The 26927-nt window shown below is 55.2% G+C and carries 25 protein-coding genes and 1 tRNA gene; 13 read left to right on the top strand and 13 right to left on the bottom strand.

The window, feature by feature from the left end; genetic code table 11:
• Window positions 1-45 precede the first annotated feature (45 nt).
• Window positions 46-918: an aldo/keto reductase family oxidoreductase gene (locus TH2_RS01795; protein WP_008888678.1), complete on the top strand. Its 873-nt coding sequence runs from the start codon at window positions 46-48 to the stop codon at window positions 916-918.
• A 114-nt stretch (window positions 919-1032) separates the two neighbouring features.
• Window positions 1033-1833, top strand: a complete 801-nt coding sequence (gene dapB, locus TH2_RS01790) for a 4-hydroxy-tetrahydrodipicolinate reductase (protein WP_008888677.1) — start codon at window positions 1033-1035, stop codon at window positions 1831-1833.
• A gap of 90 nt (window positions 1834-1923) precedes the next feature.
• On the opposite strand, the gene polA is transcribed toward dapB, so the two are convergent.
• Entirely contained in the window at window positions 1924-4755 is a 2832-nt protein-coding gene (gene polA / locus TH2_RS01785) for a DNA polymerase I (RefSeq protein ID WP_008888676.1), read from the bottom strand.
• Between polA and TH2_RS01780 the strand changes: the two genes are divergently transcribed.
• On the top strand, window positions 4754-5017 hold the full coding sequence (locus TH2_RS01780) for a hypothetical protein (protein ID WP_008888675.1): 264 nt from the start codon (window positions 4754-4756) through the stop codon (window positions 5015-5017). The two genes, polA and TH2_RS01780, sit on opposite strands and share 2 nt — an antisense overlap.
• 39 nt (window positions 5018-5056) lie before the next feature.
• Entirely contained in the window at window positions 5057-5818 is a 762-nt protein-coding gene (locus TH2_RS01775) for a hypothetical protein (protein WP_008888674.1), read from the top strand.
• Between the two features lie 21 nt (window positions 5819-5839).
• Here TH2_RS01775 and TH2_RS01770 read toward each other — a convergent pair whose 3' ends face one another.
• The 5 genes from TH2_RS01770 to TH2_RS01750 form a co-directional block, all read right to left on the bottom strand.
• A complete protein-coding gene (locus tag TH2_RS01770) occupies window positions 5840-7132 on the bottom strand; it encodes a bifunctional folylpolyglutamate synthase/dihydrofolate synthase (RefSeq protein ID WP_008888673.1) in 1293 nt (430 codons plus the stop codon).
• 1 nt (window position 7133) lies between these two features.
• A complete protein-coding gene (accD, locus tag TH2_RS01765) occupies window positions 7134-8060 on the bottom strand; it encodes an acetyl-CoA carboxylase, carboxyltransferase subunit beta (RefSeq protein WP_008888672.1) in 927 nt (308 codons plus the stop codon).
• 55 nt (window positions 8061-8115) lie between these two features.
• Window positions 8116-8964, bottom strand: a complete 849-nt coding sequence (trpA, locus tag TH2_RS01760) for a tryptophan synthase subunit alpha (RefSeq protein WP_008888671.1) — start codon at window positions 8962-8964, stop codon at window positions 8116-8118.
• Window positions 8961-10178 carry a tryptophan synthase subunit beta gene (gene trpB / locus TH2_RS01755; RefSeq protein WP_008888670.1) on the bottom strand — a complete coding sequence of 406 codons (1218 nt, stop codon included), beginning with the start codon at window positions 10176-10178 and terminating at the stop codon, window positions 8961-8963. Before trpB ends, trpA begins: the two co-directional genes overlap by 4 nt.
• A gap of 137 nt (window positions 10179-10315) precedes the next feature.
• Window positions 10316-10495, bottom strand: coding sequence for a zinc-finger domain-containing protein (locus TH2_RS01750; RefSeq protein WP_040822460.1), 180 nt, complete (start codon window positions 10493-10495; stop codon window positions 10316-10318).
• Window positions 10496-10690: 195 nt separating this feature from the next.
• Here TH2_RS01750 and TH2_RS01745 point away from each other — a divergent pair, with 195 nt between their 5' ends.
• Window positions 10691-11659 (top strand): ABC transporter ATP-binding protein, encoded by a 969-nt coding sequence (locus TH2_RS01745; RefSeq protein ID WP_008888668.1) that lies wholly within the window; start codon window positions 10691-10693, stop codon window positions 11657-11659.
• Window positions 11660-11741: 82 nt separating this feature from the next.
• On the opposite strand, the gene TH2_RS01740 is transcribed toward TH2_RS01745, so the two are convergent.
• Window positions 11742-12029, bottom strand: a complete 288-nt coding sequence (locus TH2_RS01740; RefSeq protein WP_008888667.1) for a sll1863 family stress response protein — start codon at window positions 12027-12029, stop codon at window positions 11742-11744.
• Between the two features lie 270 nt (window positions 12030-12299).
• On the opposite strand from TH2_RS01740, the gene TH2_RS01735 reads away from it, so the two are divergent.
• From TH2_RS01735 to TH2_RS01715, 5 genes are all read left to right on the top strand, one after another.
• Window positions 12300-13283 (top strand): alpha/beta hydrolase, encoded by a 984-nt coding sequence (locus TH2_RS01735; protein ID WP_238538642.1) that lies wholly within the window; start codon window positions 12300-12302, stop codon window positions 13281-13283.
• A gap of 147 nt (window positions 13284-13430) precedes the next feature.
• Window positions 13431-15167 (top strand): adenylate/guanylate cyclase domain-containing protein, encoded by a 1737-nt coding sequence (locus TH2_RS01730; RefSeq protein ID WP_008888665.1) that lies wholly within the window; start codon window positions 13431-13433, stop codon window positions 15165-15167.
• A 150-nt stretch (window positions 15168-15317) separates the two neighbouring features.
• Window positions 15318-15394, top strand: a tRNA-Arg gene (locus TH2_RS01725).
• A gap of 114 nt (window positions 15395-15508) precedes the next feature.
• A complete protein-coding gene (locus tag TH2_RS01720; RefSeq protein WP_157193762.1) occupies window positions 15509-15985 on the top strand; it encodes a hypothetical protein in 477 nt (158 codons plus the stop codon).
• Between the two features lie 105 nt (window positions 15986-16090).
• A complete protein-coding gene (locus TH2_RS01715) occupies window positions 16091-16738 on the top strand; it encodes a 5'-methylthioadenosine/S-adenosylhomocysteine nucleosidase (protein ID WP_008888663.1) in 648 nt (215 codons plus the stop codon).
• A 36-nt stretch (window positions 16739-16774) separates the two neighbouring features.
• Here TH2_RS01715 and TH2_RS01710 read toward each other — a convergent pair whose 3' ends face one another.
• The 5 genes from TH2_RS01710 to TH2_RS01690 form a co-directional block, all read right to left on the bottom strand.
• A complete protein-coding gene (locus tag TH2_RS01710; RefSeq protein ID WP_008888662.1) occupies window positions 16775-18442 on the bottom strand; it encodes a thiamine pyrophosphate-binding protein in 1668 nt (555 codons plus the stop codon).
• 226 nt (window positions 18443-18668) lie between these two features.
• Entirely contained in the window at window positions 18669-19223 is a 555-nt protein-coding gene (locus TH2_RS01705) for a polysaccharide biosynthesis/export family protein (protein WP_008888661.1), read from the bottom strand.
• Window positions 19224-20426 (bottom strand): outer membrane beta-barrel protein, encoded by a 1203-nt coding sequence (locus tag TH2_RS01700; RefSeq protein ID WP_008888660.1) that lies wholly within the window; start codon window positions 20424-20426, stop codon window positions 19224-19226.
• Complete coding sequence (locus TH2_RS01695; RefSeq protein ID WP_081579246.1) at window positions 20426-21142, bottom strand: sugar transferase; 717 nt, start codon at window positions 21140-21142, stop codon at window positions 20426-20428. The genes TH2_RS01700 and TH2_RS01695 overlap by 1 nt, the downstream gene beginning before the upstream one ends.
• A 133-nt stretch (window positions 21143-21275) precedes the next feature.
• On the bottom strand, window positions 21276-22244 hold the full coding sequence (locus TH2_RS01690; protein ID WP_008888658.1) for a DNA-binding response regulator: 969 nt from the start codon (window positions 22242-22244) through the stop codon (window positions 21276-21278).
• A 152-nt stretch (window positions 22245-22396) separates the two neighbouring features.
• Between TH2_RS01690 and TH2_RS01685 the strand changes: the two genes are divergently transcribed.
• The 3 genes from TH2_RS01685 (at window position 22397) to TH2_RS01675 (ending at window position 25657) form a co-directional block, all read left to right on the top strand.
• Window positions 22397-23581: an EAL domain-containing response regulator gene (locus TH2_RS01685; protein ID WP_008888657.1), complete on the top strand. Its 1185-nt coding sequence runs from the start codon at window positions 22397-22399 to the stop codon at window positions 23579-23581.
• A gap of 89 nt (window positions 23582-23670) precedes the next feature.
• Complete coding sequence (locus TH2_RS01680; protein WP_157193760.1) at window positions 23671-24150, top strand: putative pterin-binding protein; 480 nt, start codon at window positions 23671-23673, stop codon at window positions 24148-24150.
• The gene (locus TH2_RS01675; RefSeq protein ID WP_157193758.1) at window positions 24137-25657 is read left to right on the top strand and encodes a sensor histidine kinase; all 1521 of its coding nucleotides are present in this window, start codon (window positions 24137-24139) and stop codon (window positions 25655-25657) included. Before TH2_RS01680 ends, TH2_RS01675 begins: the two co-directional genes overlap by 14 nt.
• A gap of 31 nt (window positions 25658-25688) precedes the next feature.
• On the opposite strand, the gene TH2_RS01670 is transcribed toward TH2_RS01675, so the two are convergent.
• On the bottom strand, window positions 25689-26924 hold the full coding sequence (locus tag TH2_RS01670; protein WP_051007561.1) for a response regulator: 1236 nt from the start codon (window positions 26922-26924) through the stop codon (window positions 25689-25691).
• Between the last annotated feature and the right edge of the window lie 3 nt (window positions 26925-26927).

Here is a 26927-nt window from a genome sequence, read left to right as displayed (position 1 = left end):
TAACCTCCGTGCATGTCCAATTTCCATTCGGCCAAGGAGGCTTTCATGAGTGATTTGAAACAGGCAGGTACGTTTAATATCGGTGATCATCAGGTAACGCGTATGGGCTATGGTGCCATGCAACTGGCGGGGCCGGGCGTATACGGTCCGCCCAAGGACAAGAGTGCGGCAATTGCTGTTTTACGTGCGGCGATCGAGGCGGGCGTTGACCATATTGATACCAGTGATTTTTACGGCCCGCACATCACCAACCAGCTGATTCGGGAAGCTCTTCATCCCTATCCGGATGATCTGACAATTGTCACCAAGATCAGTGCAAAGCGCGGTGAAGATGGATCGTGGCTACCGGCCTTGAGCCCGGAAGAATTGATCCGTGCTGTGCATGACAATCTGCGAAATCTTGGATTGGATGTTCTTGATGTGGTCAATTTCCGTTCGATGCACGGCCTTCATGGTCCGGCAGAGGGATCGATCGAAGAACAGCTTACCGTTTTGGCAGAACTGCAACAAAAAGGCCTGATCCGGCATATCGGTTTGTCAAATGTCACCGCCAACCAGATCGCAGAAGGTCGCAAGATCTGCGACATCGTTTGTGTTCAGAACCAATACAATCTGGCGCACCGTGAAGATGACGCATTGATTGATCATTTGGCCGAGGATGGTATTCCCTATGTGCCGTTCTTCCCGCTTGGAGGCTTTTCACCGCTTCAATCTGACACGCTTTCCGGGGTTGCGGAACGACTGGATGCAACACCCATGCAGGTCGCCCTTGCCTGGTTATTGCAGCGATCATCCAACATCCTGCTGATCCCGGGGACCTCGTCGCTCGAACATCTTGCCCAGAATTTGGCGGCGGTGGACTTGGTCCTTCCGACTGATGCAATTGCCGAGCTTGATGGTATCGCAACCCGGACGTGATGCGGGTTTCGCGCAGCATCACCGGATTTTGTGCATTTCCGGTGATGCCATCACGGGCCAGCATGTGTTAAAGCAAACGCACGTTTGAATTTGCTTGCCCGGAGGAGACCGGAAATGAAGATCGGGATTGTTGGATGTGCTGGCCGTATGGGGCGGATGTTGGTCAATGAAACGGCCAAGACCAAGGGCTGTGAGGTTGGTGGCGGCACCGACCTGCCCGGAAGCCCGTTCATCGGCAAGGACGTTACCCTGATCGCCGGTCTTGAAGAAAGCGGCGTTGTCGTCGGCGATGATCCCAAGGCACTGTTTGAAGCGGTTGATGCGGTGATCGATTTCACCGCCCCGGCAGCGACCATGAAACACGCGAAACTGGCGGCAGAAACCGGCACCATCCTTGTGATCGGCACCACCGGGCTTTCCAACGATCAGAAGGACGAGTTGAAAGTTGCTGGCAAGAAGGCCCCGATCATCTTTGCGCCGAATATGAGTGTCGGTGTGAACCTTGCCTTCGCATTGGTCGAGAAGGTGGCAAGCATCCTTGATAAGGACGTGGCCGACATCGAAATCGTTGAAATGCACCACAAACACAAGGTCGATGCCCCGTCAGGTACCGCGCTTGGCCTTGGTGAGGCCGCTGCAAAAGGCCGTGGGGTTAATCTGGATGATGTTGCGGTCCGTTCCCGCGATGGCCACACAGGTGCGCGTGAAGACGGCACCATCGGCTTTGCAACACTGCGCGGTGGTGACGTGGTTGGCGACCACACAGTCGTCTTTGCCTGCGAGGGCGAGCGTATCGAGATCACCCATAAGGCATCGTCACGCGAAGTCTTTGCCAAGGGCGCGGTGCGCGCCGCCAAATGGGCCGAAGGCAAGGCACCGGGGCTTTATTCGATGCGGGAAGTTTTGGGACTTTAAGGGCCCAGAACGTCAAAGCTGATCTTTAAAAAAAGCCCCCGCTGCAGAGTGTTGCAGCGGGGGCTTTTTGCTTTGATATACGCCTAAGTACTAGTGCGCGTCGGCCCAGCTATCCCCGATGCCGGCATCGGCAATCAGCGGCACCGACAGATGTGCGGCGTTTTCCATGACTTCGCGGATGGTCTTGATCGCCTTTTCGGCTTCGTCTTCCGGGGCCTCAAAGATCAATTCATCGTGGACCTGAAGCAGCATGCGGGTCTTAAGCCCGGCATCCAGCAACGCGTTCGGGACTGCAATCATCGCGCGTTTGATGATGTCAGCCGCCCCGCCCTGAATCGGCGCGTTGATCGCGGCACGTTCGCCAAAGCTTCGGCGCATGCCGTTTTTGTCATTGATGCCGTTGATATGGATATGGCGGCCAAACAGGGTGCGGACAAAGCCGTGCTTTTTGGCGAATTCCTTGGCCTCATCCATGTAATCGCGGATGCCTGGATAAATCTCGAAATAGGCTTCGATGAATTCCTTGGCTTCCTTCTGGGCAATGCCAAGCTGGTTGGCGAGCCCGAAGGCCGAGATGCCGTAAATGATGCCGAAGTTGATCGCCTTGGCCTTGCGACGGACCATCGGGTCCATGCCCTCGATCGGGACGCCGAACACCTTCGATGCGGTTGCGGCGTGGATGTCCTCGCCGTTTTTAAACGCCTCGCGCAGGGCGTCGATCTCGGCCACGTGGGCCAAAAGGCGCAATTCAATCTGCGAATAGTCGGCAGAAATCAGCTTGTGACCCGGTTCGGCGATAAAGGCTGTACGGATTTTTCGGCCTTCCTCGCTTCGGATCGGGATGTTTTGCAGGTTCGGGTCATTCGATGACAAACGCCCAGTATTGACGTTGGTTTGCCCGTAACTGGTGTGCACGCGGCCCGTATTGGGGTTGATATGGTGCGCCAGCGCGTCGGTATAGGTGCTTTTAAGCTTGGAAAGCTGACGCCACTCCAGGAGCTTGGCCGGAAGGTCATGGCCTTGGGCGGCCAACGCCTCAAGCACATCGGCTCCGGTCTGCCAGGCGCCGGTTTTGGTCTTTTTGCCGCCGGGCAGGCTCATCTTATCAAACAGGATCTCGCCAAGCTGCTTGGGGCTGCCAAGGTTAAATGGCTCGCCCGCCATTTCGTGAATGGTTTCTTCAAGGGCGGCCATGCGTTTGGCGAAGTCTTCGGACAGGTTTTTAAGGATCTCGGCATCGACCTTGACCCCAAGGCCTTCCATTTCGGCAAGAACCGGCACCAGCGGACGATCAAGCGTCTCATAGACGCTGGCCATATGTTCTTGCGCGATGCGGGGTTTGAGCAACCGATGCAGGCGCAGCGTGATATCGGCGTCCTCGGCCGCGTAATCAAGCGCCTTGTCGAGCGGGACTTGATCGAAGGTGATCTGGGTCTTGCCACTGCCACAGACATCCTTGAAGGAAATCGGTTTGTAATCCAGATGCAGCTCAGCCAGTTCATCCATGCCGTGCCCGTGGCTGGTGCCATCGAGCACATAGGACAGCACCATGGTGTCATCCATCGGGGCGACCTTGATGCCATGGCGGGCCAGAACGATCATATCGTATTTCAGGTTCTGACCGACCTTAAGAACACCGGGGTCCTCAAGCAGCGGTTTGAGGAGCTCAATCGCGCGTTCGAGCTTGATTTGCTTCGGCGCGTCCTTGCTGTTGCTTGGGCTGTCGGCGGGATTGTCGCCAAAATCAAAGCCGCCTTGTGCCGCGCCACTGACATGACCGAGCGGGATGTAGCAGCCATTGCCAGGCTCGGTCGAAAGCGAAACGCCGACCAGCTTGGCCGTATGGGCATCAAGCGATGTGGTTTCGGTATCAACCGCGACGGTGCCAAGATATTCGGCCTCGGAAATCCAGTGCTTTAGGCGGTCTTCATCCTGCACCAGTTCATATTCGGCCTTTTCGACCTTGATATCATTGACGCCAACACCGGCCGCCGTCGGGCTATCAAACTCAACATCGCCGCCGAATTTCGACTTTACTTTAGAAAGCAATGATTTAAAGCCGTGACTTGCGATGAAGCTTAAAAGAACTTCCGGATCGGGTTCACGCAATTCGAAGTCACCGAGTGGTTCGACCACCGGCACATCGGTTTTCAGCGTCACCAGATCGCGCGAAATACGGGCAAGCTCGGCATTTTCGATGAGTTTCTCGCGGCGCTTGGGCTGTTTGATTTCACCGGCGCGCTCCAGTAGAGAATCAAGATCACCATATTCATCAATAAGTTGGGCGGCGGTTTTAATGCCAATGCCGGGCACACCCGGGACGTTATCGACAGAATCGCCTGCAAGTGCCTGAATATCAATGACCTTGTCCGGGGAAACGCCGAATTTCTCCAGAACTTCGGCAGCACCGATGGTGCGATTCTTCATCGCATCAAACATTTGCACCCGATCGGTGACAAGCTGCATGAGGTCCTTGTCCGAAGAAACGATAACCACGTCAGAACCTTCTGCCTCGGCCTGGCGGGCATAGGTCGCGATCAGATCGTCGGCCTCAAAACCTTCAAGTTCGATCGATGGCAGATTAAACGCACGGGTCGCATCACGGATCAGGCCAAACTGCGGTACCAGTTCTTCGGGGGGCGGCGGACGATGGGCCTTGTAGTCGGGATAGAAGTCGTTGCGGAACGACTTGCCCTTGGTGTCAAAGATCACCGCCATATGGTCTGGCTTGGTATCTTCGCGCAGCTTCATCAACATGGTGCAGAAGCCATAGACCGCATTCACCGGCGTGCCATCGGGGCTCGTCATCGGTGGCAGGGCGTGAAAGGCGCGGAAAATAAAGCCGGAACCGTCAACCAGAACGACGCGACGCGGGGATTTGGCGGCGGACGAACCGGTGCTGGACGGGGCGGAATCTGTCATGCGTCTCGTGCTCTTATACTCGTTAAAAGATTGGCCGGAAGAATGCCCGATCCCGGCCTGTAAGTCGAGTGCCGCCTGCCTTAAACAGGCAAAAACACCCAAGGCTGCTGACAGTTTTGCGCATGCGAATGCCAAGGATAAGCTGGCGCGGCCCAGATATCATTTCGAAATCATAACAATATTGCTAAAACCCTCATTTTCCGGGTTTTTTGGCATCATTCTTCTTTGTGCTTATCAGCTTGCCCCGGGATTGCTATGGTAGCGGATTACTTCATCCCAAGGGACATGGGAGAGCGGGTTCGTGGCCCGGAAAACGAGCAAGCCGGAATTCTTGCCAAAAGGCATCGGCGTAGAAACTGCAGGTCCGGCGCGTGAGCTTTCAGATGACATGAAGCTCGCCACCCGGAAAGGCAAAAAGCAGAAAGACCGTCGCAACGCGAACGGTGGAGGATGGCGCAGCTTTTTTAGCGTCACTGCATGGCTGCGCTTTATCCTGACCTTTGGTACTTTTGGCCTGATCGTCCATGGCCTGTTTGTTGTTTTTGGCATTTATGAACGCAATCAACGCCTTGCCAACTTTGATCACTTCGTCTTGTTGATCAAACTCGTGGTGTTTGTCGCGCTGATGTACCTGTTCTACGCGATGCTGATGCATTACGGCCCGATCCGCCACAAGGTGCGCGGTATCTTCTTTCTGGCCCTGGCACCGGTGGCCGCCCTTTGCATCTTCATGATCTATGGCGGCGGGATGATTTTTGGCAGTTTCCTGCCGGTGTTGCAGTTCCTGACCCTGACCGTCGGGGTGGGTGGATTTTTGCTGTATATTCTGGGCTATACCTGGATTACCGGGCGCAAGGTCAAACGCGAGGCTGCCAAACACGGTGATCCGGCCCAAGTTGCGGATAAAGGTGACGCTACGGGTGACAGAGGTCTGCCACCTCTGGTTCAAGGCGATCGTCGTCGCCAGAATACGGCGGGCAATCTGCGTCTGCGCCGTACAGATGGCGGTAATGGTCCGGCAAGGGGCTCAGCACGGCGCAAGATCGAACTGCCTGACGTCTGATTTTCGGTACTAAGGCTGCGTTCAGGAGCTGTGTTTTTCCAGAACCAGACCCGCAAGATAGAGCGAGCCCAGAATAAGCACCCGTTTCGGGGTGCGGCAGGCATCAAGAAGCGGGGTAATGGCCGCTTCGAACCCGTCACAGGAAAATGCCGGCGAAATACCACAGGCAATTGCCGCATCGCGCAGGGTTTCTGGCAGATGTGCCTGATGTTCGCCGGGGATCGGAACGCCAGCCAAGGCGGTGATATGCGTAGCCAACGGTTTCAGAAACGCTTCCGCATCGCGGTTATCAAGCATGCCCATGATGACAACGGTATCGCCAGCGGGTTGGCGCGACAGCCAGTCGGCAATTGCCTCGGCCGCGGCAATGTTGTGGCCACCATCCAAAATCAGATCGCAGCCATCGGGCAAGGCGTCACACAGCGGGCCTTTGGTAAGTTTCTGTAGCCGTGCGGGCCAGCTTGCGGTTTCAAGACCACGGGCAAGGATATCGGTATCCTTGCCGTCACAGCCGGGAATGCCGGCCTTGCGTACCGTGGCAATCGCGGTGGCGGCATTGGTATATTGATGGCGTCCGGGCAGGGCCGGGTGCGGTAGATTGATCTGCTCGGTCCCGATGCGGATCGTGAAGCCGTCTTCGCGTTCCTCAGTCACCTCGAAATCATTGAAGATCGGGGCCGAAATGCGGTTGGCGTGACAGGCCAGCGTATTAAACGCTTCAAGGCTTTGTGGGGCTGTGATGCACGGAACGCCGGTTTTCATGATCCCGGCCTTCTCGAACGCGATTTTGGCAATCGTGTCACCAAGAAAGCCCTGGTGATCAAGCGAGATCGGTGTGATCACGGTCGCGGCAGGTTTATCGATGACGTTCGACGCATCAACACGGCCACCCAGCCCGGTTTCAAGCAACAGGACATCGGCCGGAACCCGCGAAAAGGCAAGGAATGCCGCAGCCTGAGTGATTTCAAAGAAGGTAATGGAGTCCCCGGCATTGACCGCCTCAACCTCTTCCAGAAGATCACACAGGGCTTCTTCGGAGATCATCTGGCCGGCAAGGGTGATGCGTTCATGAAAACGCACCAGATGCGGGGATGTGGAGCAATGCACCCGAAGTCCCGCTGCCTCATAGATCGCGCGCAGATAGGCAAGGGTCGATCCCTTGCCATTGGTGCCGGCGATATGAATGACGAGAGGGAGTGAAAGGTGCGGATTGCCCAGCTTTTCAAGCAGCCGGGTAATCCGCCCTAACGAAAGATCGATGACTTTCGGGTGCAGCTTGCCAAGGCGAGCAAGGATTGCGTCGCTGCCCGCCAAGTTATTTATCCGCACTCGGAGTTTTGGATTTGGTCGATTTGGCCTTGGCGTCCTTGATCGGCACCACAGCCGCACCCGGTTTGGTGCGACGGATCATGTCGATCAGGCGGCCAAATGTCGCGTTCAGTTCCGAACGCGGCACGACCATATCCACCATGCCATGTTCCAGAAGGTATTCGGCCGTCTGGAAGTCATCTGGCAGTTTTTCGCGGATCGTGCTTTCGATCACGCGGCGCCCGGCAAAGCCGATCTGTGCGCCCGGCTCTGCGATCTGGATATCACCCAGCATGGCAAAGGATGCCGAAACACCGCCAGTGGTCGGATCGGTCAGGAGCACGAAATAGGGCAGGCCCTTTTCCTTGACCTTTTCAATCGCGGCCGTGGTGCGTGCCATCTGCATCAGGCTGAGAATGCCTTCCTGCATACGCGCGCCACCCGATGCCGGAACGACGATCAGGGCCGCATCCTGCACACAGGCTAGTTCAGCCGCTGCAACGATGCCTTCGCCAACGGCGATGCCCATCGATCCACCCATGAAGGAGAAATCGAAAACGGCAATCACGGTCGGGTGACCACCGACTTCGCCATGGGCCACAGCCAGCGCATCCTTGAAGGTTGCCTTGGCCTGGGCCGCCTTGAGGCGGTCGGTATATTTCTTCTGATCGCGGAATTTCAGCGGATCGACCGGAACATTCGGCAGTTCGATGGTTTGGTACTTGCCACCATCAAACAGGGTTTCGAGACGTTCCTTGGCGGAAATGCGCATGTGATGACCGCAATGCTGGCAAACATGATTGTTCTTTGCCAGATCGCGATGGAAGATCATCTGTTCGCAGGATTTGCATTTGTGCCAGAGGTTTTCGGGCACATCTGTGCGGCGAACAAGTTTCTGAATCTTTGGACGGACGAATTCAGTCAGCCACGACATATCGGATACTGATCCTTGGTTCTGTCTATATCGGTTCTTTCAAACGCAGCGCCATCTATTTGCGCGCGTTTCGGACCCCGTTTGCAAGTTCACGCACAAGGCCGGTAACCATAGAGGCGGTCTTATCGGTGGCCTTGCCGTTTTCGTCAAGACTTTCGGCAATTTTTGATACGATTGCCGATCCGACAACAGCTGCATCGGCCTGTTTTGCCACGTCGGCTGCCTGGGCTGCGGTCTTGATGCCAAACCCGACCGCAATCGGCAGATCGGTATGGCGACGCAGGCGTCCCATTGCTTCGACAATCTGGTCATTGCTGGCAGATCCGGCACCGGTCACACCGGCAACCGAGACATAGTAAACAAAGCCCGAGGTATTCTGAACAAGTTTCGGAAGACGCTTGTCATCAGAGGTCGGCGTGGTCAGGCGAATGAAGGACAGGCCCTTTTCTACGGTCGGAATGCAAAGCTCTGCATCTTCTTCGGGCGGCAGATCAACAACGATCAGGCCATCAACCCCGGCATTGCGGGCATCTTCAAGAAATTCGGCAACGCCATAGATATAGATCGGATTGTAATAGCCCATCAGGATGATCGGCGTATCATGATCCTGATCGCGGAAACCGCGCACAATCGACAGCGTCTTGCGCATATGCATGCCAGCGGCAAGCGCGCGCAGCGATGCTTCCTGAATGGCGGGGCCATCGGCCATCGGATCGGTAAACGGCATGCCCAGTTCGATGATGTCGGCACCGGCTTCTGGCAGCTGTTTGAGGATTTCAAACGAGGTTTCCGGGTCGGGATCGCCTGCGGTGATAAAGGTTACCAGACCGGCACGGCCTTCTTCCTTGAGCTTGGCAAAACGTTTGGCGATGCGGTCCTGGCCGCCGATGATAGCGTCGCTCACAATTCTACTCCCAGTGCTTCGGCCACGGTAAAGATGTCCTTGTCACCCCGGCCACTCAGACACATGAGGATGATCTTGTCCTTGCCCATTTTCGGGGCTTCTTTCATGATCTGCGCGATCGCGTGGCTGCATTCCAGTGCGGGAATGATGCCTTCGAGTTCCGAGCAGAGTTTGAAGGCGGCAAGGGCTTCCTTGTCGGTGATTGGTTCATAACGCGCGCGACCGATATCCTTAAGCCAGCTGTGCTCCGGCCCGATGCCCGGATAGTCCAGACCGGCCGAAATCGAATCGGCTTCCTTGATCTGGCCGTCGTCATCCATCAGCAAGTAGGTACGGTTGCCGTGCAGAACGCCCGGCTTGCCCGCCGAAAGGCTTGCGGCATGTTTTCCGGTATGAACGCCGTGACCGGCGGCCTCGACACCGACAACTTCGACACCCTTGTCATCAAGGAACGGGTGGAACAGGCCAATCGCGTTCGACCCGCCGCCAACCGATGCGATCACCTGATCGGGCAGGCGATTTTCAGCTTCCATGATCTGTCGGCGGGCTTCATTGCCGATGACCGACTGGAAATCACGGACCATTTCCGGATAGGGGTGCGGGCCAGCCGCGGTACCGATGATGTAGAAGGTATCTTCGACGTTGGTGACCCAGTCACGCAGCGCTTCGTTCATCGCATCTTTCAGCGAGTTCGAACCGGAAACGACCGGTTTGACCTCTGCACCGAGAAGGCGCATGCGGAACACGTTGGGCGACTGACGTTCGATATCCTTCGAGCCCATATAGACCGTGCAAGGCAGGCCAAAGCGTGCGCATACAGTCGCGGTCGCAACGCCATGCTGACCGGCGCCGGTTTCGGCGATGATACGGGTTTTGCCCATGCGCTTGGCCAGCAGGATTTGGCCGATGCAGTTATTGATCTTGTGCGCGCCGGTATGGTTGAGGTCCTCGCGCTTGAAATAGATCTTTGCACCGCCGAGTTCCTCGGTCAGGCGTTCGGCGAAATAAAGCGGGTTTTCACGGCCAACATAGTGACGGAGATAGTAATCCATCTCTTTTTTAAACGCGGGGTCTGCCTTGGCGTCCTTGTAGGCCTGTTCCAGCTCAAGGATCAGCGGCATCAGGGTTTCGGCGACAAAGCGTCCGCCGAAATTGCCGAAATGCCCGTCCGGATCGGGCAGAGCGCGGAAGCTGTTAGGTGCAGAAGACGTCATGGAAGTTCCCCGTGGATTGGCCGTGATGGCGTTCACGACAGCATAGGCAGGTGACAATATATGGTCTGCCAGACCATCTGTGCGCAAGCACTGGTAAGGTCTGGCCCCATACTGTACCTAAAAAGGTGCGTATTGGATTAGTGGGCTGCGTGCTCGGCCAAGGATTTGTCGAAGATATATTTTTTCGAGCAATACGGGCAGACCACCTCGCCTTTTTCCTCAAGATTAAGGTAAACGGTCGGGTGCCCAAGGTGACCTTTTCCGCCGTCGCAGGCAACATTTAGCGTGCCGACTTTGATTTCTTCGGTGATCTTCATATATCCAGTTCCAAGTTTGCCTTTTTCAGGCTTGTATGACCATCGGGATTGGCCGCGCACTGTGGACAGCATTGACCCCGGTTTCCCGGGAATGATACCGATTGGGCATATTCAATCAATACTTCCGCGTGCTCATGGCGCCTCATGGTCTTAGCGCAAACAAGCGACGCGGAAAAGAGTGGAGATCACGGACATATGACTGCAATGCCCGACTATGCCATCGAAGTCGAGGGGCTGACAAAGGTCTATAAGGGATCAAACGGCGAAAAACTCGCCCTTGATAACGTTTCGCTCAAGATTCCGCGCGGCTCGTTTTTTGCCCTGCTGGGCCCGAACGGTGCCGGAAAGTCTACGTTTATCAACATCTTGGCCGGTCTTGTCACCAAGACCAGCGGTACGGCAAAAATCTGGGGCAATGATATCGAAGCCCAGATGCGCGCTGCACGTTGCTCCATCGGGATTGTGCCCCAGGAACTCAATCTGGATGCATTTTTCACCCCGCGTCAGGTGATGGAATTGCAGGCGGGCCTCTATGGCGTGCCGAAATCCGAACGCCGCACGGACGAGATTCTTGCCGCCATCGGACTCGCCGACAAGGCAGACTCGTACGCAAGATCGCTTTCGGGCGGGATGCGTCGCCGTCTTCTGGTCGGAAAGGCGATGGTGCACACGCCGCCCGTTCTGGTTCTTGATGAACCGACGGCGGGTGTGGATATCGAACTGCGTCAGCAGCTTTGGGCTTACGTCAAGGAGTTGAACAAAGCGGGCGTCACGATTGTTCTGACCACGCATTACCTTGAAGAAGCCGAAGAACTCTGTGACGAGATCGCGATCATCAATCAGGGCAATGTCATTGCCCATGAAGACAAGCGCAGCCTGCTGCGCCGGATTGATCACAAGACGCTGGTTCTGACCGTGAACAACGAACTGAACGCAGTACCCGACGCCCTGTCGCCCTGGGGGGCAGAGCTTAAATCGGAAAACCAGATCGCGCTTCATTACCGCCCAAGCAACACGCAGATGGCGGAAATCCTTGAGGCGATCCATGGCTGTGGCCTTGCGATCAAGGATCTGTCGACCGAGGAAGGCGATCTTGAAGACATCTTCTTGATGCTGACCCGCGATAATAACAAGCAACGCGCAGGTGCCGGCAAGGCTGCCTAGTTCGTTGCGTTTTCGTAATCATGCACAAAACCCCGCAAGAAGACTTGCGGGGTTTTGTGTGATTGCGTCTTGATCTGCTTGATCACTTGAACCTGCTATAAGCCACCTTCATCGCAGCTTCAATCGAGTCCCAAGCGTTATCCATGCCAGCTTTCATATCCTGCCAGGCGGTATCGCTTGATTTTTGCAATTCTCTAAGCTTCTGCTCGGCCTCGTCTTGCATGGCGCGGAGCTCTTTGACTTGTTTCTGATACTGTATTTGTGCATCGGCTTCTGCCAACTCAGCCTGCGCCTTAAGCTTGTCAATCTGGGCACTCCACTCATTGAGTTGGGCTTCCAGTTTTTTCTCGTAAGCTTCTTTCATGCTCATGGTCGTATCCTTTCGTTGGAAAACGTGTGGAACGATCGATATGGCAACAAGGCATATTACCCAATGTCTGCGTCTGTCATTGGATTTAAAAACCCGCTGAACCTAGTGTAGTTCTACTAGATCGGGCCGATTGGTTAAACCTTAAACCAGAATTTCCTCAATAACCCGACTGCCTGATTGGAATATGTAATGTGTGACAATACCTTGCGGGCGAACGCATTATAACCTTCATTAAGTGTCTCTGTTTCCTGCGTAGGGTTGGTCGCCGTCTTGTCACCGTGTTTATTGCGCCCTGTTGTCCGCCTTTGTGCGATGTTGTTCTTTGCCGGGTTGGTAAGTGCCTGTGCGCCAACCGTTCGCCCGGCGGGACCACCGATTGCCCAGACCGTGCTTGGGCCAGACGTTTTTGTTGCGGCCGATGGTACGGAGTTGCCATTACAAAGCTGGGGCGATCTTGAACATCCCGATGCGGTGATCCTTGGTCTGCACGGGATGGGTGATTATGCCAATGCCTTCATGGAGTTGGGTGAACAGGTCGGCCCAAAGGGCATCGCGATCTATGCTTATGATCAGCGGGGCTTTGGCCGTACGTCTGCCCGTCCGTTCTGGTCGGGCACGGCGAGCCTTGTTAATGATGCCAGCGATGCATTGACGCTGTTGCGCGCCCGCTATCCTGACACACCGATTTACCTTCTGGGGAATTCGATGGGCGGGGCGGTGGCGATCATCACCGCCGCCACACGCGGGCATCTGATGGATGGTCTGGTTTTGGTGGCACCGGCAGTTTGGAACCGGAACATGATGCCGTGGTATCAGACCGCACCGCTTTCGATCCTGTCGCACAGCCTGCCATGGTTGCCGCTGACCGGGCGGGGACTTGATATCTGGCCGTCGGACAATATCGAAATGTTGCGTCGCTTGTCGCGTGACCCGCACATGATGTCTTCAGTCCGGGTCGATTTGCTTGCCGGTGTTGCCGATATCATGGATTTGGCGCGCGTTCGGGCCGGGGATATATCTGTGCCAACGCTTTTGCTGTCGGGCATGCAGGATCAGGTGATCCCGCCCAAGGCCGTTGCGGCACTTGATGATCAGCTGTCCAGTCTCGGTTTACCCGACTATCACCGTTGCCTTTATCGGGCGGGCTATCACATGTTGTTGCGGGATCTGAACGGGCCGGTGGTGATCGAGGATATTCGCCGCTGGGTTGTCGACAGCGAGGATCGGAAAAATTATTCCTGCACCAGCAACTGATTGCTTTTTGACCCTCAATCAATGATCAGGTAGCCTTTTTTAAATAGTTGCAAGGCATTATGCAGGTTGTCGAACCGCTGTTTCGTTCCGATATGCCAAGCAGCAATTGATGATGCAACATCACTTAACCGGAGGATCAGGACCGGCATGCTAAGGACCATTCGGGCGAAGTTCCTGGGTGTCGCGGCCTTTTTTGTCGTGTGGCTCGTTGTGGCCACCGGTTTCTCCGTGATCCAGTCCCTTGGCATCAATGGTGATCTTGAGGCGGTGTCGCGCTACGTCACGCCGGTTAAGGACTCGCTTTCGGACGTGCGTGCGCGCCAGCTTGAACAGATTTCGCTGATTGATCGTTACATGCGGGTGGTCGAAAGTGACGGACCGCAGACATCGCTTTTGAATGGCATCGAGATCGAAATCGAAGCCAAACAAACCCAGATCGAACAGGCCTTCCGCAAATCCTTTACCTTTGCTGCCCTTGGTCGGGCGCAGGCATCCGGTCACTTTGACGAGGGTGTGCTGTTTGATCTTGATGTGCGCATGCGGGAATTTGCCGATGTATCGGCACAGTTTTCCTTGGGCGTTGAACGCCTGCTTGATCAGGTGCGGGCAGGAAACCTTGCCGATGCCCGGTCACAGGAAAACACCGTGCGCGGTCTGCATCGGATTATTGTGCTGAACCTGCGCAATGAAATCCGGCTGCTTGAAGATTACGCCGCACAGACAGTTGAAAACGTTTCAAAGCGCGAAGACTTCCTGATTCAGGCCGAATTCATCATGATGCTGGCCGCCGTCATTATCGGTATTTCTCTTGCCTATTACATGGCGCATGCGGTGGTGGTTGCCGTGCGCAAAACCACGAGTGCGCTGAATTCCATTCAGTCGGGCAAGCTTGATACCAAGCTTGAATTCAGCTCCAAGGGTGACTTTGGCCGGTTGGCCGATGCCTTCAACCGCATGACCCGTGAACTCCGCGTACGGTTCCGGATGCGCGAACGGTTTGGCAAATATGTCGATCCGAAAGTCATCAATAATCTGATCAATCAGGAAACCGCGCTTGAGAACTCCGAAAAGCGCGTGATGACCGTCAGTGTCGTCAACCTGACCGGGTTTGACTGGCTGGCGGAACATACGCCGCCGGAAAAGCTTGTTGATTTCCTGAATGATTATCTCACCGCGATGACCGAACCGATTGCCAATCAAAGCGGCATTATCGACAACTTTGTTGGTGACCGCGTGATCGGCTTCTGGGGCCCGCCCTTCTGCGGCGAAGGGGCCCATGCCAAGCATGCCTGTCAGGCGGCCCTTGAACAGGTCGCACGCTTTAACGCGCTTAAGACCAAATATGCCGAACTGATCGGTGATCATGGGCTTGAAATCCGTGTCGGCATTGCGACCGGCGAGGTCGTGGTCGGTTCCATCGGTACGGACAAATCACGCGCCTATACCGTGGTTGGCGATTGCGTGAACTATGCCAACCGTCTGGAAAAGGCCAACCGGGTCTATGGCACGCAAATTCTGGCATCCCACGAAACGGCCAGCATGGCGTCGGGCGAGGTCGAAATGCGCGACCTTGATCATGTGGTGCTGCTGGGTACTGAAAAGGTCGTCTTCCTTTACGAAGTTCTGGCGCAAGGCGGACAGCTTTCTGAAGAACGGCGTGAATGGCGCAGCAAGTACGAAACCGCCATGGCGCATTACCGCGATGGCAATTTCGATGCGGCCCGGCCGCTCTATGAAGAAGTCATCGCGTTTGATGACAGCGACTTTGCCGCACAGCTGATGATGAACCGCATGGAGCGCCTTGAGCGGCGCGAACAGGACCGTGAATGGGATGGCACCTGGGTGGTGCGTGACCCCTATGAACGCCGTGATGTCGAAAGCTGATTGCAGCCACAACCTGCCAAGGTTACCTTAACCGGGAGCGGGGATGATTGAGCGGGTATCGGGGTTCGAAAACCCTTGCCCGTTCAGGCCAAAACCTGTATCACCCAAACCGCTCGGGCCACACATTCCAGTCATGGCCCCACATATTGCGCACCCGTAGCTCAGCTGGATAGAGCGTTGCCCTCCGAAGGCAAAGGCCACAGGTTCGAATCCTGTCGGGTGCGCCAATTTCCTCCCAAAATTGCTTTGTCAGTTGGCATCCGCGGATAGTGCGCGTAAGGATGATTTTTACCATGCCGAAACCGGCAGGGGTGCGTTTTTGCATTTGTTGGGGCGAACCAATGACAAAGCTGTTTTTCCTTTTCACCATTCATCCGGTTTCGTTGGCGATCTGGACCTTTGTTGTGATGGCAATGGTGGTGATGACCGGCTGGGCACACCTTGCCACGCTGACCTTTGCGTTTGAGGCTGGCATATTCGATGCTGATGTGACGCTTGAAGAAGATGTCGCCGTCATTCTGGTTGCCTTTGGCGTGTTCCTTGAGATGCGCGAAATGTTGGCGAAACGAGCTTATGGCGAAGAGATTGCCGAGAAACAGCATGATCTCAACGAACTTTCAGAGCGTTATGGCGCCTACCTGCTCATCATCGGGCTGTTTATGGAAATCAATGACCAGTGCTTCGAGCCACTGCTTGAAAATACCGGGTTTGCCGCGATTGGCGTATCGACCATGGCTTTGTTTGACGTGATCGCGCTTGTTGTGGGCTTCGGTTATCTCGCCAAACTGTTCGTTCCGACCCGTTCTGTCGCCGCCTGATGCGATCACGTTACACTGACAGTGATGCCGTGATTTTGGGGCTGCGGAAATGTTGCCCGGCCTTTATGCTGCGGGTTCTGATTTCAAGAATGCGGAAAGTCAAAGATGCGCGGATACCTTCATGATGTCGCAGGCCATAACGTGTTGTTCGCAATGGCGGCACCGGCGGAATATGGCGACCACCTCAAGGAGCGGTTTACGCCCTTGATGATCGGGGTTGGGCCGGTGGAGGCTGCGATCAATCTGACCGCGGCATTGACCGAATTGAAGCTGTCGGATGACTTGCCTGATCTTGTCGTGACTTTGGGATCGGCCGGGTCACGCACGCTTGAGCAGGCCGAGGTGTATCAGGCCGTTTCGGTATCCTATCGCGATATGGATGCATCGGTTCTGGGCTTTGAGAAGGGCTGCACGCCGTTTGTCGATCTGCCCGCCGAAATCGAGATGGCGTTGCGCATTCCCGGTATCCCCGAAGCCCGTTTATCGACCGGGGCCAATGTGGTGTCAGGCGCGGCCTATGACGTCATTGATGCCGACATGGTTGATATGGAAAGTTTTGCCATCCTGCGTGCGTGCCATAAGTTTGGCGTGCCGCTGATTGGGCTGCGGGGCATTTCCGATGGCAAGGAAGAGCTTTCCAAGCTTTCCGACTGGACGGCCTATCTGCATGTGGTTGATGAAAAACTTGCCGTTGCGGTCGATGCGCTGAAAGCTGGGCTTGAAAGCGGCGAGATCAGCATTCCCAAAAGCTGATCTCGCTTATTGCATTTTCGAAACAATTAAATCGACTTAGGTGCCCGCGCGGATCTGATCAAGGGTTTTGATCGGGGTAAGCGCCTGCGGGTCCACCTGGATTTCCAAGATCGCTGGTTTGCCTGAGGCGACTGCGCGGTCGAAGGCAGGGCCGAAATCCGAGGTTTTGGTGACGGTTTCACCGTATCCGCCAAAGGCCTTGGCGTAGGCGGCGAAATCCGGGTTGTGCAGTTCGGTGCCAGACACACGGCCGGGATAGTTGCGTTCCTGATGCATGCGAATGGTGCCGAACATGCCGTTATTGACGACCAGCGTGATGATATTCGCGCCATACTGCACGGCGGTGGCAAATTCCTGCCCGTGCATCAAGAAACACCCATCACCGGCAAGACACACCACCGGACGGTCCGGATGGGCGAGCTTGGCCGAGACCGAGGCCGGAAGCCCATAACCCATCGAGCCCGATGTCGGGGCCAGTTCGGTGCGGTATTCGCGATAGCGGAAGAAGCGATGCAAAAAGGCGGCGTAGTTGCCCGCCCCATTGGTGACAATCGCATTGTCGGGCAGTTTTTCACGCAGTTCCGCCACCACATGGGCCATTTTGACATCGCCCGGGGTTTCAACCGGGGTGGAAAAGGCGATGTAGTTGGCGTGTGCGGTTTCGATCATGTCATCGCGGGCCGATCCATCCACCGGCTCCATCATGGCGATGGCGCGCAGGAAAGATCGCTGGGACGCATTGATTGCAACATCGGGGCGATAAACCCGGCCCAACTCATCCGGGCCGCTGTAAACATGGACCAGTTTCTGTTTCGGGCAGGGGATATCAAGCAGGCTATAGCCGCTGCTGGTCATTTCCCCCATGCGCGATCCGACAAGGATCACAATATCACTGTCCTTGATGAGCTCGGCCAGCTTCGGGTTGATGCCGATCCCGACATCACCAATGAAGTGGCTGTGCGTGTTGGGGATATAGTCCTGACAGCGGAAGCTTGTCGCAATCGGCACATTGTTACGAACTGCAAACGATTTAAGGTTTTCAGTCGCTTCGCGGGTCCAGCCACCCCCACCAACGATCATGACCGGCTTTGCGGATTTCGCAAGAGCGTCACGGAAGCGAGAGACATCTTCAGGCGCTGTTTTGGCCTCAACCGGGACGTAGGGTTTGGCATCGGCAACATCTGTGCTTGAAGACAGCATGTCTTCGGGAAGCGCCAGAACCACAGGGCCGGGGCGACCGGATGTCGCGATGTGATAGGCGTGGCTGATATATTCCGGAATGCGGTTGATGTCATCAATCTGCCCGACCCACTTTGCCAATGGGTCGAACATTTTGCGGTAATCGACTTCCTGAAACGCTTCGCGATCAACCATGTCACGCCCGATCTGCCCGACCAGCAGGATCATTGGTGTGCTGTCCTGATGGGCGACATGAACGCCGGCCGATGCGTTGGTGGCACCGGGACCACGGGTGACCATGCAGATGCCGGGTTTATTGGTGAGCTTGCCGTAGGCCTCTGCCATGATGGCGGCCCCGCCTTCCTGACGGCAAATGATCGGATCGATGCCCGGATGATCGACAAGCCCATCAAGCACGGCGAGATAGCTTTCGCCCGGGACAAGAAAGACGCGTTCAGCCCCGTGCAGGGCCAGTTGATCGACCAGAATGCGTCCGCCATGGCGCGTTTCTGTTTTCCCGGACATGTTTCGTGAACTCCGTTGCGTGGGGCAAAATCGTTTTAGTTTTTATCTGTTTGCCATCTCTTGATGGCGTGAGCGCGATTTCATCATGGAAAACGGGCGCAGGTAAAGATGGTTGATCCAGAAAACAGCGGAAAATCCGACGATATATGGAGCAGTTCTAAAACCCCTGCGTTCTGATCTAAAATCCACAGTTGATTGTGCTGGAAAGCCGTCTTTTTGCAGTGATTTAGAAGTACCTCTCGGCCACGCGTACGATGTCGCCTGGCATGACGATGGTGGCGAGCGTTGCCGGGATAACGACGCGCGATGCATCATGACCACGCAGTATTTCGATGTCATCCTCATCCCCGCGATAGGTGAGCCCGCCGCCGACCGCGATGGCATTAAGCACATTCATCCCCGGCACATAATCATAGGATCCCGGCTGATTGACTTCCCCCATGATGAAGAACGGGCGAAAGGCGATGATTTCGACAGCAATATCGGGATGACGCAAATAACCATCCAGATAGGCGTCATGGATTTTCTGGCGCGCCTGATCTGTGGTGAGGTTGCGCACGCTTACCGGCCCGATCAGCGCAAGGTTTAGCCTGCCCGTGGCATCGACCTCGAATTCGCCTGACAGATCCGGTTCGCCAAACACCGTGACCCGCACCGTATCGCCGCTGTCCATGACATAGATGGTTTGGGCCTTTGCCGTCATCGTCATTGCGATCAAGGCGATCAGCGTGATCAGGGCCGTGCGCAAGCCATTAAACAAGCGTGGCTTTGGTATGGTCATTTACATCTCCAGCTTGAGGCGGATGTGGCTTTGCAGGCGTTCATAATCCTCACCCGCGCTGTTTGAATTTCGCTGATCGTAGGCGAGGCCACCCTCGATCCGGGCAAGGCGATTAAGCTCATAGCCAATGCCAACCCCGAACCGACTGGTGTTGTCACGCCGCGTGGTCTGTTGGAAGGTTTCTGCGCTGTAGTCGGCGCGGAGTGAAACGGTCAATCGCCGGCGCAGTTCATGGGAAATACCTGCTCCTGCCTCAAAGGCCAGAATGCCACTGGCGCCGGTCTGGGTCGTTTCGCGCACAGTTCGGGCAGCATTGAACGTGATATTGGTCAGGCGGGTGACCGACCAGTCGAAATCGCCGCGCAAGGTATAATCCCCGATATCGCCAAAGGCCGGGTCGGCATAGGTCTGGTTCATCCAGCCTGCCGCCAGATCGGCCGTGATCAGATCGGTCAGATCAAGGCGAATGCCGCCCAGCACTTGATACCCCGCAGAATCGCGGATGCGTCCACCATCATCAGGGGTCCGATCATATTGCCGCTGGTTAAACGTGATTTCGCCGTAAGCCTCACGCCCAAGATCAAGCGGCCACAGAATACGGAGCGTCTCGCGCAGTTCAAGGCGATCACGATCATCATTGCGGATGATCGATCCGTTGCGCGCGGTGCTGTCGTCAAAATCAAGACGGCGAAGTGCAAACTGTGATTCGTAATGCAGGCCGTTGGTGATATGGCGGCCGCCAATCTGGGCGCTGATATCACGATAAATAACGGGCTCTGTGGCACTGGTCGGCACATCGTTGCTGCCGCGCGGGTCATGGGCGCGTTTAAGCTGAATCCCGCCTTCAACGGATGTCGCACCGAGATCAAGGCTGCCCGCAGTGCTGAGCTCAATGTCCTGATAGTCATCACTAGATGAGTCGGCAAAAAAGCCAAGCTCGCCACCGGCTGCCAAATGCAGGCGAAAAACCCGCCAGTCGCCTTGCAGGGCCAGACGCGGGGTCAAGGTTGTGATGACGTCACCGGTCGGATTGGTATCGCTTTGGAAGATGTTGCTGTCATATCGCGTGCCGAATTCAACCGACGGGGTTGCCAGAATTCGACCAAGACGAATGCCACCAGCGTCTTCGGGATATTCCATTGCGACGGCAGGGGCCACGACACTTGCACAGAGCAGTGCGGCGAACATCACGAATTTACGCATTACACCAGCCGCCGGTCATGGCCAAGACAGGGTTTGAGTGCGTGTTGGGGCTGGCGTTGCGCCCGATATCGCGCCAGCGTCCTGAAGGGAAGGACAACCGTGCGGACCAGAATGGCGCAATCAAACAGAGGGGTCTGGCGGCGGATATATTCAAGATCGCAGGCAACGCGCGCCTGCAAGTGATCATCGCTGCAGACCGGGCCGCGCCAGCCCTGAATTTGCGCCCATCCGGTCATGCCCGGCTTTATCGCAAGCCGGACGGCATAATCGGGAATGCGTTGGGCAAATCGATGATGATCGGCAAGGCTGTGCGGACGCGGTCCGACCAGCGACATATCGCCGCGCAGCACATTGATGAATTGCGGCAATTCATCAAGACCGGTGATACGCAAAATGGAACTGAGCGTTTCTGCAAATCGCAAGCCGCGTGCAGAAAGTGGGCGGCAGGTGCGATCACGTAAAGTCCGGAACTTGAAAATGACAAAGATCCGACCGTCAAGACCAACCCGTTTTTGCAAAAACAGAGGATTGTGAAAGCCAGATCCGAACAGCAAGACCGCAATGATCATCAGAACAGGGAAAAGCACCAGCAACCCGATCCCGGCAAACAGAATATCGCATGCCCGTTTGACAGATCGGTTATGGTCTAACGTTGACCGATGACAGGCCCAGGACGGTTTTGACGACGGTTCTGATGTGTCGCTATGTCCAGTCAACTCCTGTGCCCCACCCCAGCATTCAAGACCCTGTGCTTATTAACTCAGGGTAGATGTATTGGTGGCGTTTTCAAGTTTTTATGGTGTGGGTCTTTGGTCGGATGACGTTGTTTAAGCACTAATTTACAGGGCGTTAGCGCAAGGACGGAATACTTGAAAGCACCGTTTTCATCAGTTGCGGCTGTCGGTTCACGCCGGTTTTCGAGAAGATGGTCTTAAGATAAGTGCGTGCCGAAGAATGCGAGATTCCGACCAGTTCTGCGGCCTGATCAAGGGCCAGTCCCTCGGCCAGTTTTTGGGTCAGTTTGGCTTCGGATCGGGTTAGGCCAAACAGATCCATCAGATCGTCGACCGCAGGCGGACGCTGCTGGGCCGGGTCAACCAGAATGATCATGAAGCTTTGTTTGCTATCGGCTTTTTTGGGGACCCGGCGAATAAGAAGCGACAGCTTTTCACCGTCACGTTCGAGCGAGAAGCTCTGATGGCTGCGGGGAACGGTTTTGCCCGGCGGCACAAGAAATTTCGTCAGTCCTTCCGGGCTTGGGTCAATGATCAGGCGTCCTTGCGGGCCGGATCGGACCAGTGAGGACCGCCTGAGAACCTCGGCACCCTGTGAATTGAGATGCAGGATGGTCAGGGTCTCGTCAACCGCAATCACGCCCAGCTCAAACAGGTCGAGAAACTCGGTCGGCAGGGTATCATCGCTTTGGCCGAGACGGCTTTTGATCTCGGTTTCGATGTCATCGAGCATCGTCTCGAGCATGGTTGGTTTGGGATAGAAGCGAAAGACGCCGATTTCATTGACCGCCAGCAGTGCTGATTGCAGATCGGCATATCCCGTCAGCATCACAATGATCAATTCCTTGCGGGCCGTGCGCAGTTCGGCGGCAAGTTCAAGGCCGGTCATGCCTGGCATGTGGATATCAAGGATGACTGCCGAAACATCCGGATCGGCGATGATGGCATCACGCGCGGCAATCGGGTCATTGACAAAGACCCCCTCCCAGTCCGGGCGCAGGCGGGCAAAATTGCGGCGATGAGACGACAGAAGATTTTCGTCATCATCGACAAAGGCAATCCGGACCGTCTTTTTGGCCGTCATCAAAAGCGCCCTCCACAAATGGGGATATTGGAGAAAGGTAGTCTGACACTAATCTGCGAACGTTCAAAGCTCCGCTATTTGTATAGCACGCATTTAGGCGGGGCTGTCTTGAGAAGATTACCGCGGTGATCGCGTTCCGGAGATGTCCATTTATGGATCAGGTTGATAAACAACGGCCCGTCATTCTGATGGTCGATGATGATGAAAAGTTGCTGGCTGCGGTACGTCGTACCCTGTCGGGCTGCTTTGAATTCGTCACCCATACAGACGGGCAGGCTGCACTGGATTGGCTGGCGAAAAACCGCGACCGGACCGACCTGATCATTGCCGATCTGGTGATGCCGAATATTGACGGTATTTCCTTTCTCAAACAGTCAGCGCGCATGGCACCCGGCATCAACCGGATGTTGTTGTCTGGTAACGTCTCCAGCCTGTCGCTGCGTGAGGCGATCAATCAGGCCATGGTGACACGCGTTCTGGCCAAGCCGGTATCGGTCGCCGTCCTTAAGGAAGCGATTGACCGTATTCTCAATACCGGCGTGGTGGTTAAAAAGGTTTCTTCGGGCCCAACGGCCCTGATGGTCAATAACGCCATTGACCGGGCAGACTTCCACACCGTCCTGCAGCCGCGTTTTCGTGCAAGCGACCTTGGCCTGTGCGGGGCAGAGGTCCTGTGTCGCATGCCATCTCTTGAAAAGGAATTTGGCATCGACGAGATCATCGAAGCCTCCCAGGACAATCCGGTGATCAACCGCCTTGGCAGTCAGTTGATGGCCATCATGATTGATCAGGCACCGCGCTATCGTGCACTTATGGGTGATCAGGCCAACCTTGCGGTCAATTTGTCGCTGTTTTCTCTGAAGACACCGCAATTCTTTGAGCTGCTCATTCGCTTCTATGAAAAGATGCGGATGCGCGGGGTGACCGTGTCCTATGAAATTCCCGAACGCCAATTGCTGTCAAATGATCTTGAGATGCTGGCAAACGCCACGCGTTTGCGCGAACGCGGTATTGCGCTTCTGATTGATGATTTCGGATCGGGGAACAATTCGCTTGATCTGCTACGTCAGGAAGTCTTTGCCGGCATCAAGCTTGATCGCGATCTGGTGCGCGGCACCATGACAGATTTTCTCGATGATGCCTTTGTTGAATGGATTGCACAGGTCTGCTCGAAAATGGGTCTTTCGATTTCCGCCAAGGGTATCGAAAACCCCGGTGTCGTCGAAAGGCTGCGGGTTTACGGGATTACAGAACTGCAAGGTTTCCACCTTGGTGTACCGGTATCACTCGAAGAGTGGGAAGAGACCGCAATCATACCCCTTCAGGCATCTGGCTGATTGATATCGCGTCAAAATTCCCGGTGCAGGCATTGAAAAACAATTGCTGGCAACCACTGTGTATAATCGTGTGATGGAGCATGAAAAAAATGATGAAAAGCGCCTTTAAACTGGTTGCGATGGTGATCGCACTGATCGGATTTCATGTCGCCCCGTCTGTGGCGGGTGGCACATTGTCCATGACCAGGGTTGATGGTGAAACTGTCCATGTTTCGCTTGAGGAACTGATGAAGCTGCAGGCCACCGAAATAAGTACCTCGACCCAGTGGACTGACGGGGTACAGAAGTTCCGTGGTGTTGCCTTTGATACGTTGTTTGACACCTATGGTCTGAAAGCGGAAACCGTGCGTGTTTCAGCACTCAACGACTATAACGTGATGGTGCCTGCGGATGTTCTGCGCAACGATGGTGCCATTCTGGCCTATCACCTCAACGATGCCGAAATGTCGGTGCGTGAAAAGGGGCCATTCTGGGTCATCTTCCCCTATGACGCCGACGCGCGGTTTCAGACTGATACCTATTGGGCTTATTCCGTCTGGCAGGTAAAGTCTGTTGATGCAGCAAATTAAGTCATTCCTGTTCAAGCAGTCAGGCAGGGCCATGTTTATCGCATTGGTCCTGTTTGTCGTGCTTTACGGATTTCTGTCGGCAGCGATTGTCCACCAGCTTGACGATGAGCGGTTCAAGTACCGCGAAAATTTCGTCTGGGCGGTTTTTCAGGTGCAGCGTCAGTTTCTTGTCGTGCAGCGTGACATCGAGGCTGCAATCGGCCGGATTGGTTTGTCTGATGATGTGGTTGATCGCGTCCTGCTGGAATATGAAATTCTGGTCAGCCGTGTCTACCTGCTGCGTGATGGTGACGGGTTCGAGGTGTTGTTCACGGTGCCGGAAGTCGCCGAAACAATCAAACAGCTTGAACTTCAGATCGACAAGATCGACGCGGCGTTGGCGACCATCACCGATCCTGAGGAAAAGCTGAGCGCGTTGTATCGCTTGCTTGAGCCGATGAACGACTCTTTGCAACAGGCGGTGGTGCGTACAACGAACTTTGTTTCGATTTACAACGCCAACAATATCTCGGTCGTAAAAACCGATATTCAGATCCTGTCCTATCTGTTTTTCGTCGGTGTGATTGTCATGGCAGTTCTTGCAACTTTCATGATTCGCCAGCGCCAAAAGATTTTTGCCGCCGATATGGCCGCCCAAAAAGCGCGCCAGGAACAGGAAGTGATCGAGGAAGCCGCCGATTACGCCAAGATGCATGCGCTTGGCACCTTGGCCGGTGGGGTTGCGCATGAAATCAACACGCCAGCACAATATATCCAGAACAATCTTGAATTCTTGTCCGACAGCTTTGCCGATCTGGTTGGTGCGATTGACCGCAACAATCCCGATGAACCGGCACGGCTCAATCTTGATAAACCCAAGATCGACTTCATTACCGAAGAAGTCCCGATGGCGATTGACGAGAGCATTCAGGGCCTGAACCGGATTGCCGAGATTGTCCGCGGTATTCGCAAATTTGCCCATCCGACAACCGATGCCGTGGAGCCGATTTCGATTACCGAGGAAATCGATACCGCCGTTACCCTGACGCGCAACCAGGTCAAACATATCGCCGATCTGGACGTTGTCATGCAGTCCGATGTCACCGAAGTCAGTGGGCGCAGAAACCACTTGTCGCAAGCGCTGATCAACCTGATCGTCAATGCGTCACAAGCCATCCGTGAAACAGGTCAGCGCCGCGGGCGCATTGATCTTCAGGTGACGTCTGATGAAGACAATGTCTATATCCGCTTGCGTGATAATGGCGCGGGCGTTCCCGAAAATATTCGGGAACGCATTTTTGATTACTTCTTTACCACCAAGGAACGGGGTGTTGGCACCGGTCAGGGATTGCCGATCTGTCGCAAACTTATTCAGGATGATTTCAACGGGGACCTGACCTTGTCCGCGGACTATATCGACGGGGCGGAATTTGTGATCCGGTTGCCGAAGCCCGATCAAAACGCCGCCACTGACACCAATGTGGATCTCCTTGAAGGGCCAAGTGACCTTAACAGTTTGCTTCGGTAATCAGGCAGGTCTTTGATCAGAAGGCCGTGTTTCAGAAATTATGAGGCTTGGTTGCTTCCAGCGGGACGTGCTTGCCAATGCAGGCGCGTTCCCAAACCTGCCAATCAGCCGCAGCACCGCATCGGGTGATAAATCCACGCGCGAGGTCATATTTTTGTGCGCGTGTCACACCATCAACACCTGCCTTGCGCGCAAAATGCTGTGCTGCATATACAATCAGCAAGCTTTCCGACCTGTCGGTTGGTGCGGATTCCGGACGATGATGAAACGCGATGTTTTCAATGATCTGATGGGAAAAACCCCAGCATGCACACAGGCACGCTGATACAGCCGGATGAGCAAAGCCCATTTCACTGATTTCAGCTGATATGATGTCGCAATTATCCACATCTGCACGATGGCGGCTGGCTGCATGTTTTTCAGGTACAACGCGGGCAGTGAAAATATCGCCGATGTGACACAGAAGAGCAGCGGCACGGATCTGATCGACAGATTCCGGTTCAAGGTTGCGAAGTCGTGCAATCTCGGCCGCCATCTGACCCAGGACAAGGGGACGATGAAGGTCGACACTGATCCGCTCGCCATCAAACTGGCTGGGTTGTCCCAGTTCGCACCACAGCACGCACAGTGCCTTGACGGTTTCGATACCCAAGATTTTAAGAAGCTTGATGAAGTCGGGATGACTGTCCGCGGGTATGAGTTGCTCACGCAGGGCAAGCTCATGGACAAGGTTCGTTAACGCCGGGTGATCGTTTGCGAAATCAGTAAGTTCGGCATGGCTACTGGGACCGCTGAATTGAAGTATGGAATGCAGGCGACGAAAGGTTATTGGCCACATCAGATCGCCCGGAACGATGGAGAGCAAATCAACCAGAAAAGGGTCGCGTAGATATCTGTTCATGATCAGGCCGCGCTCGGCTGCGTGGATGATGTCGCTATCGGTGCAGGGTTTGGCCAAAAAATGATGGGTCGCGGCAGCACCATTCTGGATGGCGATTTCATCGGCATAGCCGGACAACAGAATGCGCGATGTTTGCGGCCAGCGTGTTGCAACGATTCGAAGGAACTCTGCCCCGTCCATGGACGGCATGCGCATGTCGGAAATGACGACGTCTGCAGGCTGTTCTTCCAGTCCGATCAACGCCTGTTCCGCACCTTCGTAAAAGCGCATCTTCCAGTTCGGACGCATTGATAACATACGCCGCCGTAAACCTCTGAGAACGTTGAGGTCATCATCAACAAATATGATCGAGGCATTATGCGGCATTGC

Source organism: Thalassospira profundimaris WP0211, assembly GCF_000300275.1.
Taxonomy (GTDB): Bacteria; Pseudomonadota; Alphaproteobacteria; order Rhodospirillales; family Thalassospiraceae; genus Thalassospira; species Thalassospira profundimaris.
Note: the sequence above shows the minus strand (reverse complement) of the source record. Positions and strands in the feature narration are given on the sequence as shown.

Bases quoted from the DNA above. Each gene is read 5' to 3' on its own strand.
- TH2_RS01745 (WP_008888668.1), top strand. From the start codon at position 10,691: ATGACTGCAATGCCCGACTATGCCATCGAAGTCGAGGGGCTGACAAAG.
- TH2_RS01705 (WP_008888661.1), bottom strand. From the start codon at position 19,223: ATGACCATACCAAAGCCACGCTTGTTTAATGGCTTGCGCACGGCCCTG.
- trpB (WP_008888670.1), bottom strand. From the start codon at position 10,178: ATGACGTCTTCTGCACCTAACAGCTTCCGCGCTCTGCCCGATCCGGAC.
- TH2_RS01675 (WP_157193758.1), top strand. From the start codon at position 24,137: ATGCAGCAAATTAAGTCATTCCTGTTCAAGCAGTCAGGCAGGGCCATG.
- TH2_RS01685 (WP_008888657.1), top strand. From the start codon at position 22,397: ATGGATCAGGTTGATAAACAACGGCCCGTCATTCTGATGGTCGATGAT.
- TH2_RS01680 (WP_157193760.1), top strand. From the start codon at position 23,671: ATGATGAAAAGCGCCTTTAAACTGGTTGCGATGGTGATCGCACTGATC.
- TH2_RS01700 (WP_008888660.1), bottom strand. From the start codon at position 20,426: ATGCGTAAATTCGTGATGTTCGCCGCACTGCTCTGTGCAAGTGTCGTG.
- TH2_RS01740 (WP_008888667.1), bottom strand. From the start codon at position 12,029: ATGAGCATGAAAGAAGCTTACGAGAAAAAACTGGAAGCCCAACTCAAT.
- accD (WP_008888672.1), bottom strand. From the start codon at position 8,060: ATGTCGTGGCTGACTGAATTCGTCCGTCCAAAGATTCAGAAACTTGTT.
- TH2_RS01720 (WP_157193762.1), top strand. From the start codon at position 15,509: ATGACAAAGCTGTTTTTCCTTTTCACCATTCATCCGGTTTCGTTGGCG.
- TH2_RS01670 (WP_051007561.1), bottom strand. From the start codon at position 26,924: ATGCCGCATAATGCCTCGATCATATTTGTTGATGATGACCTCAACGTT.
- TH2_RS01795 (WP_008888678.1), top strand. From the start codon at position 46: ATGAGTGATTTGAAACAGGCAGGTACGTTTAATATCGGTGATCATCAG.
- TH2_RS01780 (WP_008888675.1), top strand. From the start codon at position 4,754: ATGCGTCTCGTGCTCTTATACTCGTTAAAAGATTGGCCGGAAGAATGC.
- polA (WP_008888676.1), bottom strand. From the start codon at position 4,755: ATGACAGATTCCGCCCCGTCCAGCACCGGTTCGTCCGCCGCCAAATCC.
- TH2_RS01690 (WP_008888658.1), bottom strand. From the start codon at position 22,244: ATGACGGCCAAAAAGACGGTCCGGATTGCCTTTGTCGATGATGACGAA.
- TH2_RS01750 (WP_040822460.1), bottom strand. From the start codon at position 10,495: ATGAAGATCACCGAAGAAATCAAAGTCGGCACGCTAAATGTTGCCTGC.
- dapB (WP_008888677.1), top strand. From the start codon at position 1,033: ATGAAGATCGGGATTGTTGGATGTGCTGGCCGTATGGGGCGGATGTTG.
- TH2_RS01710 (WP_008888662.1), bottom strand. From the start codon at position 18,442: ATGTCCGGGAAAACAGAAACGCGCCATGGCGGACGCATTCTGGTCGAT.
- TH2_RS01730 (WP_008888665.1), top strand. From the start codon at position 13,431: ATGCTAAGGACCATTCGGGCGAAGTTCCTGGGTGTCGCGGCCTTTTTT.
- TH2_RS01715 (WP_008888663.1), top strand. From the start codon at position 16,091: ATGCGCGGATACCTTCATGATGTCGCAGGCCATAACGTGTTGTTCGCA.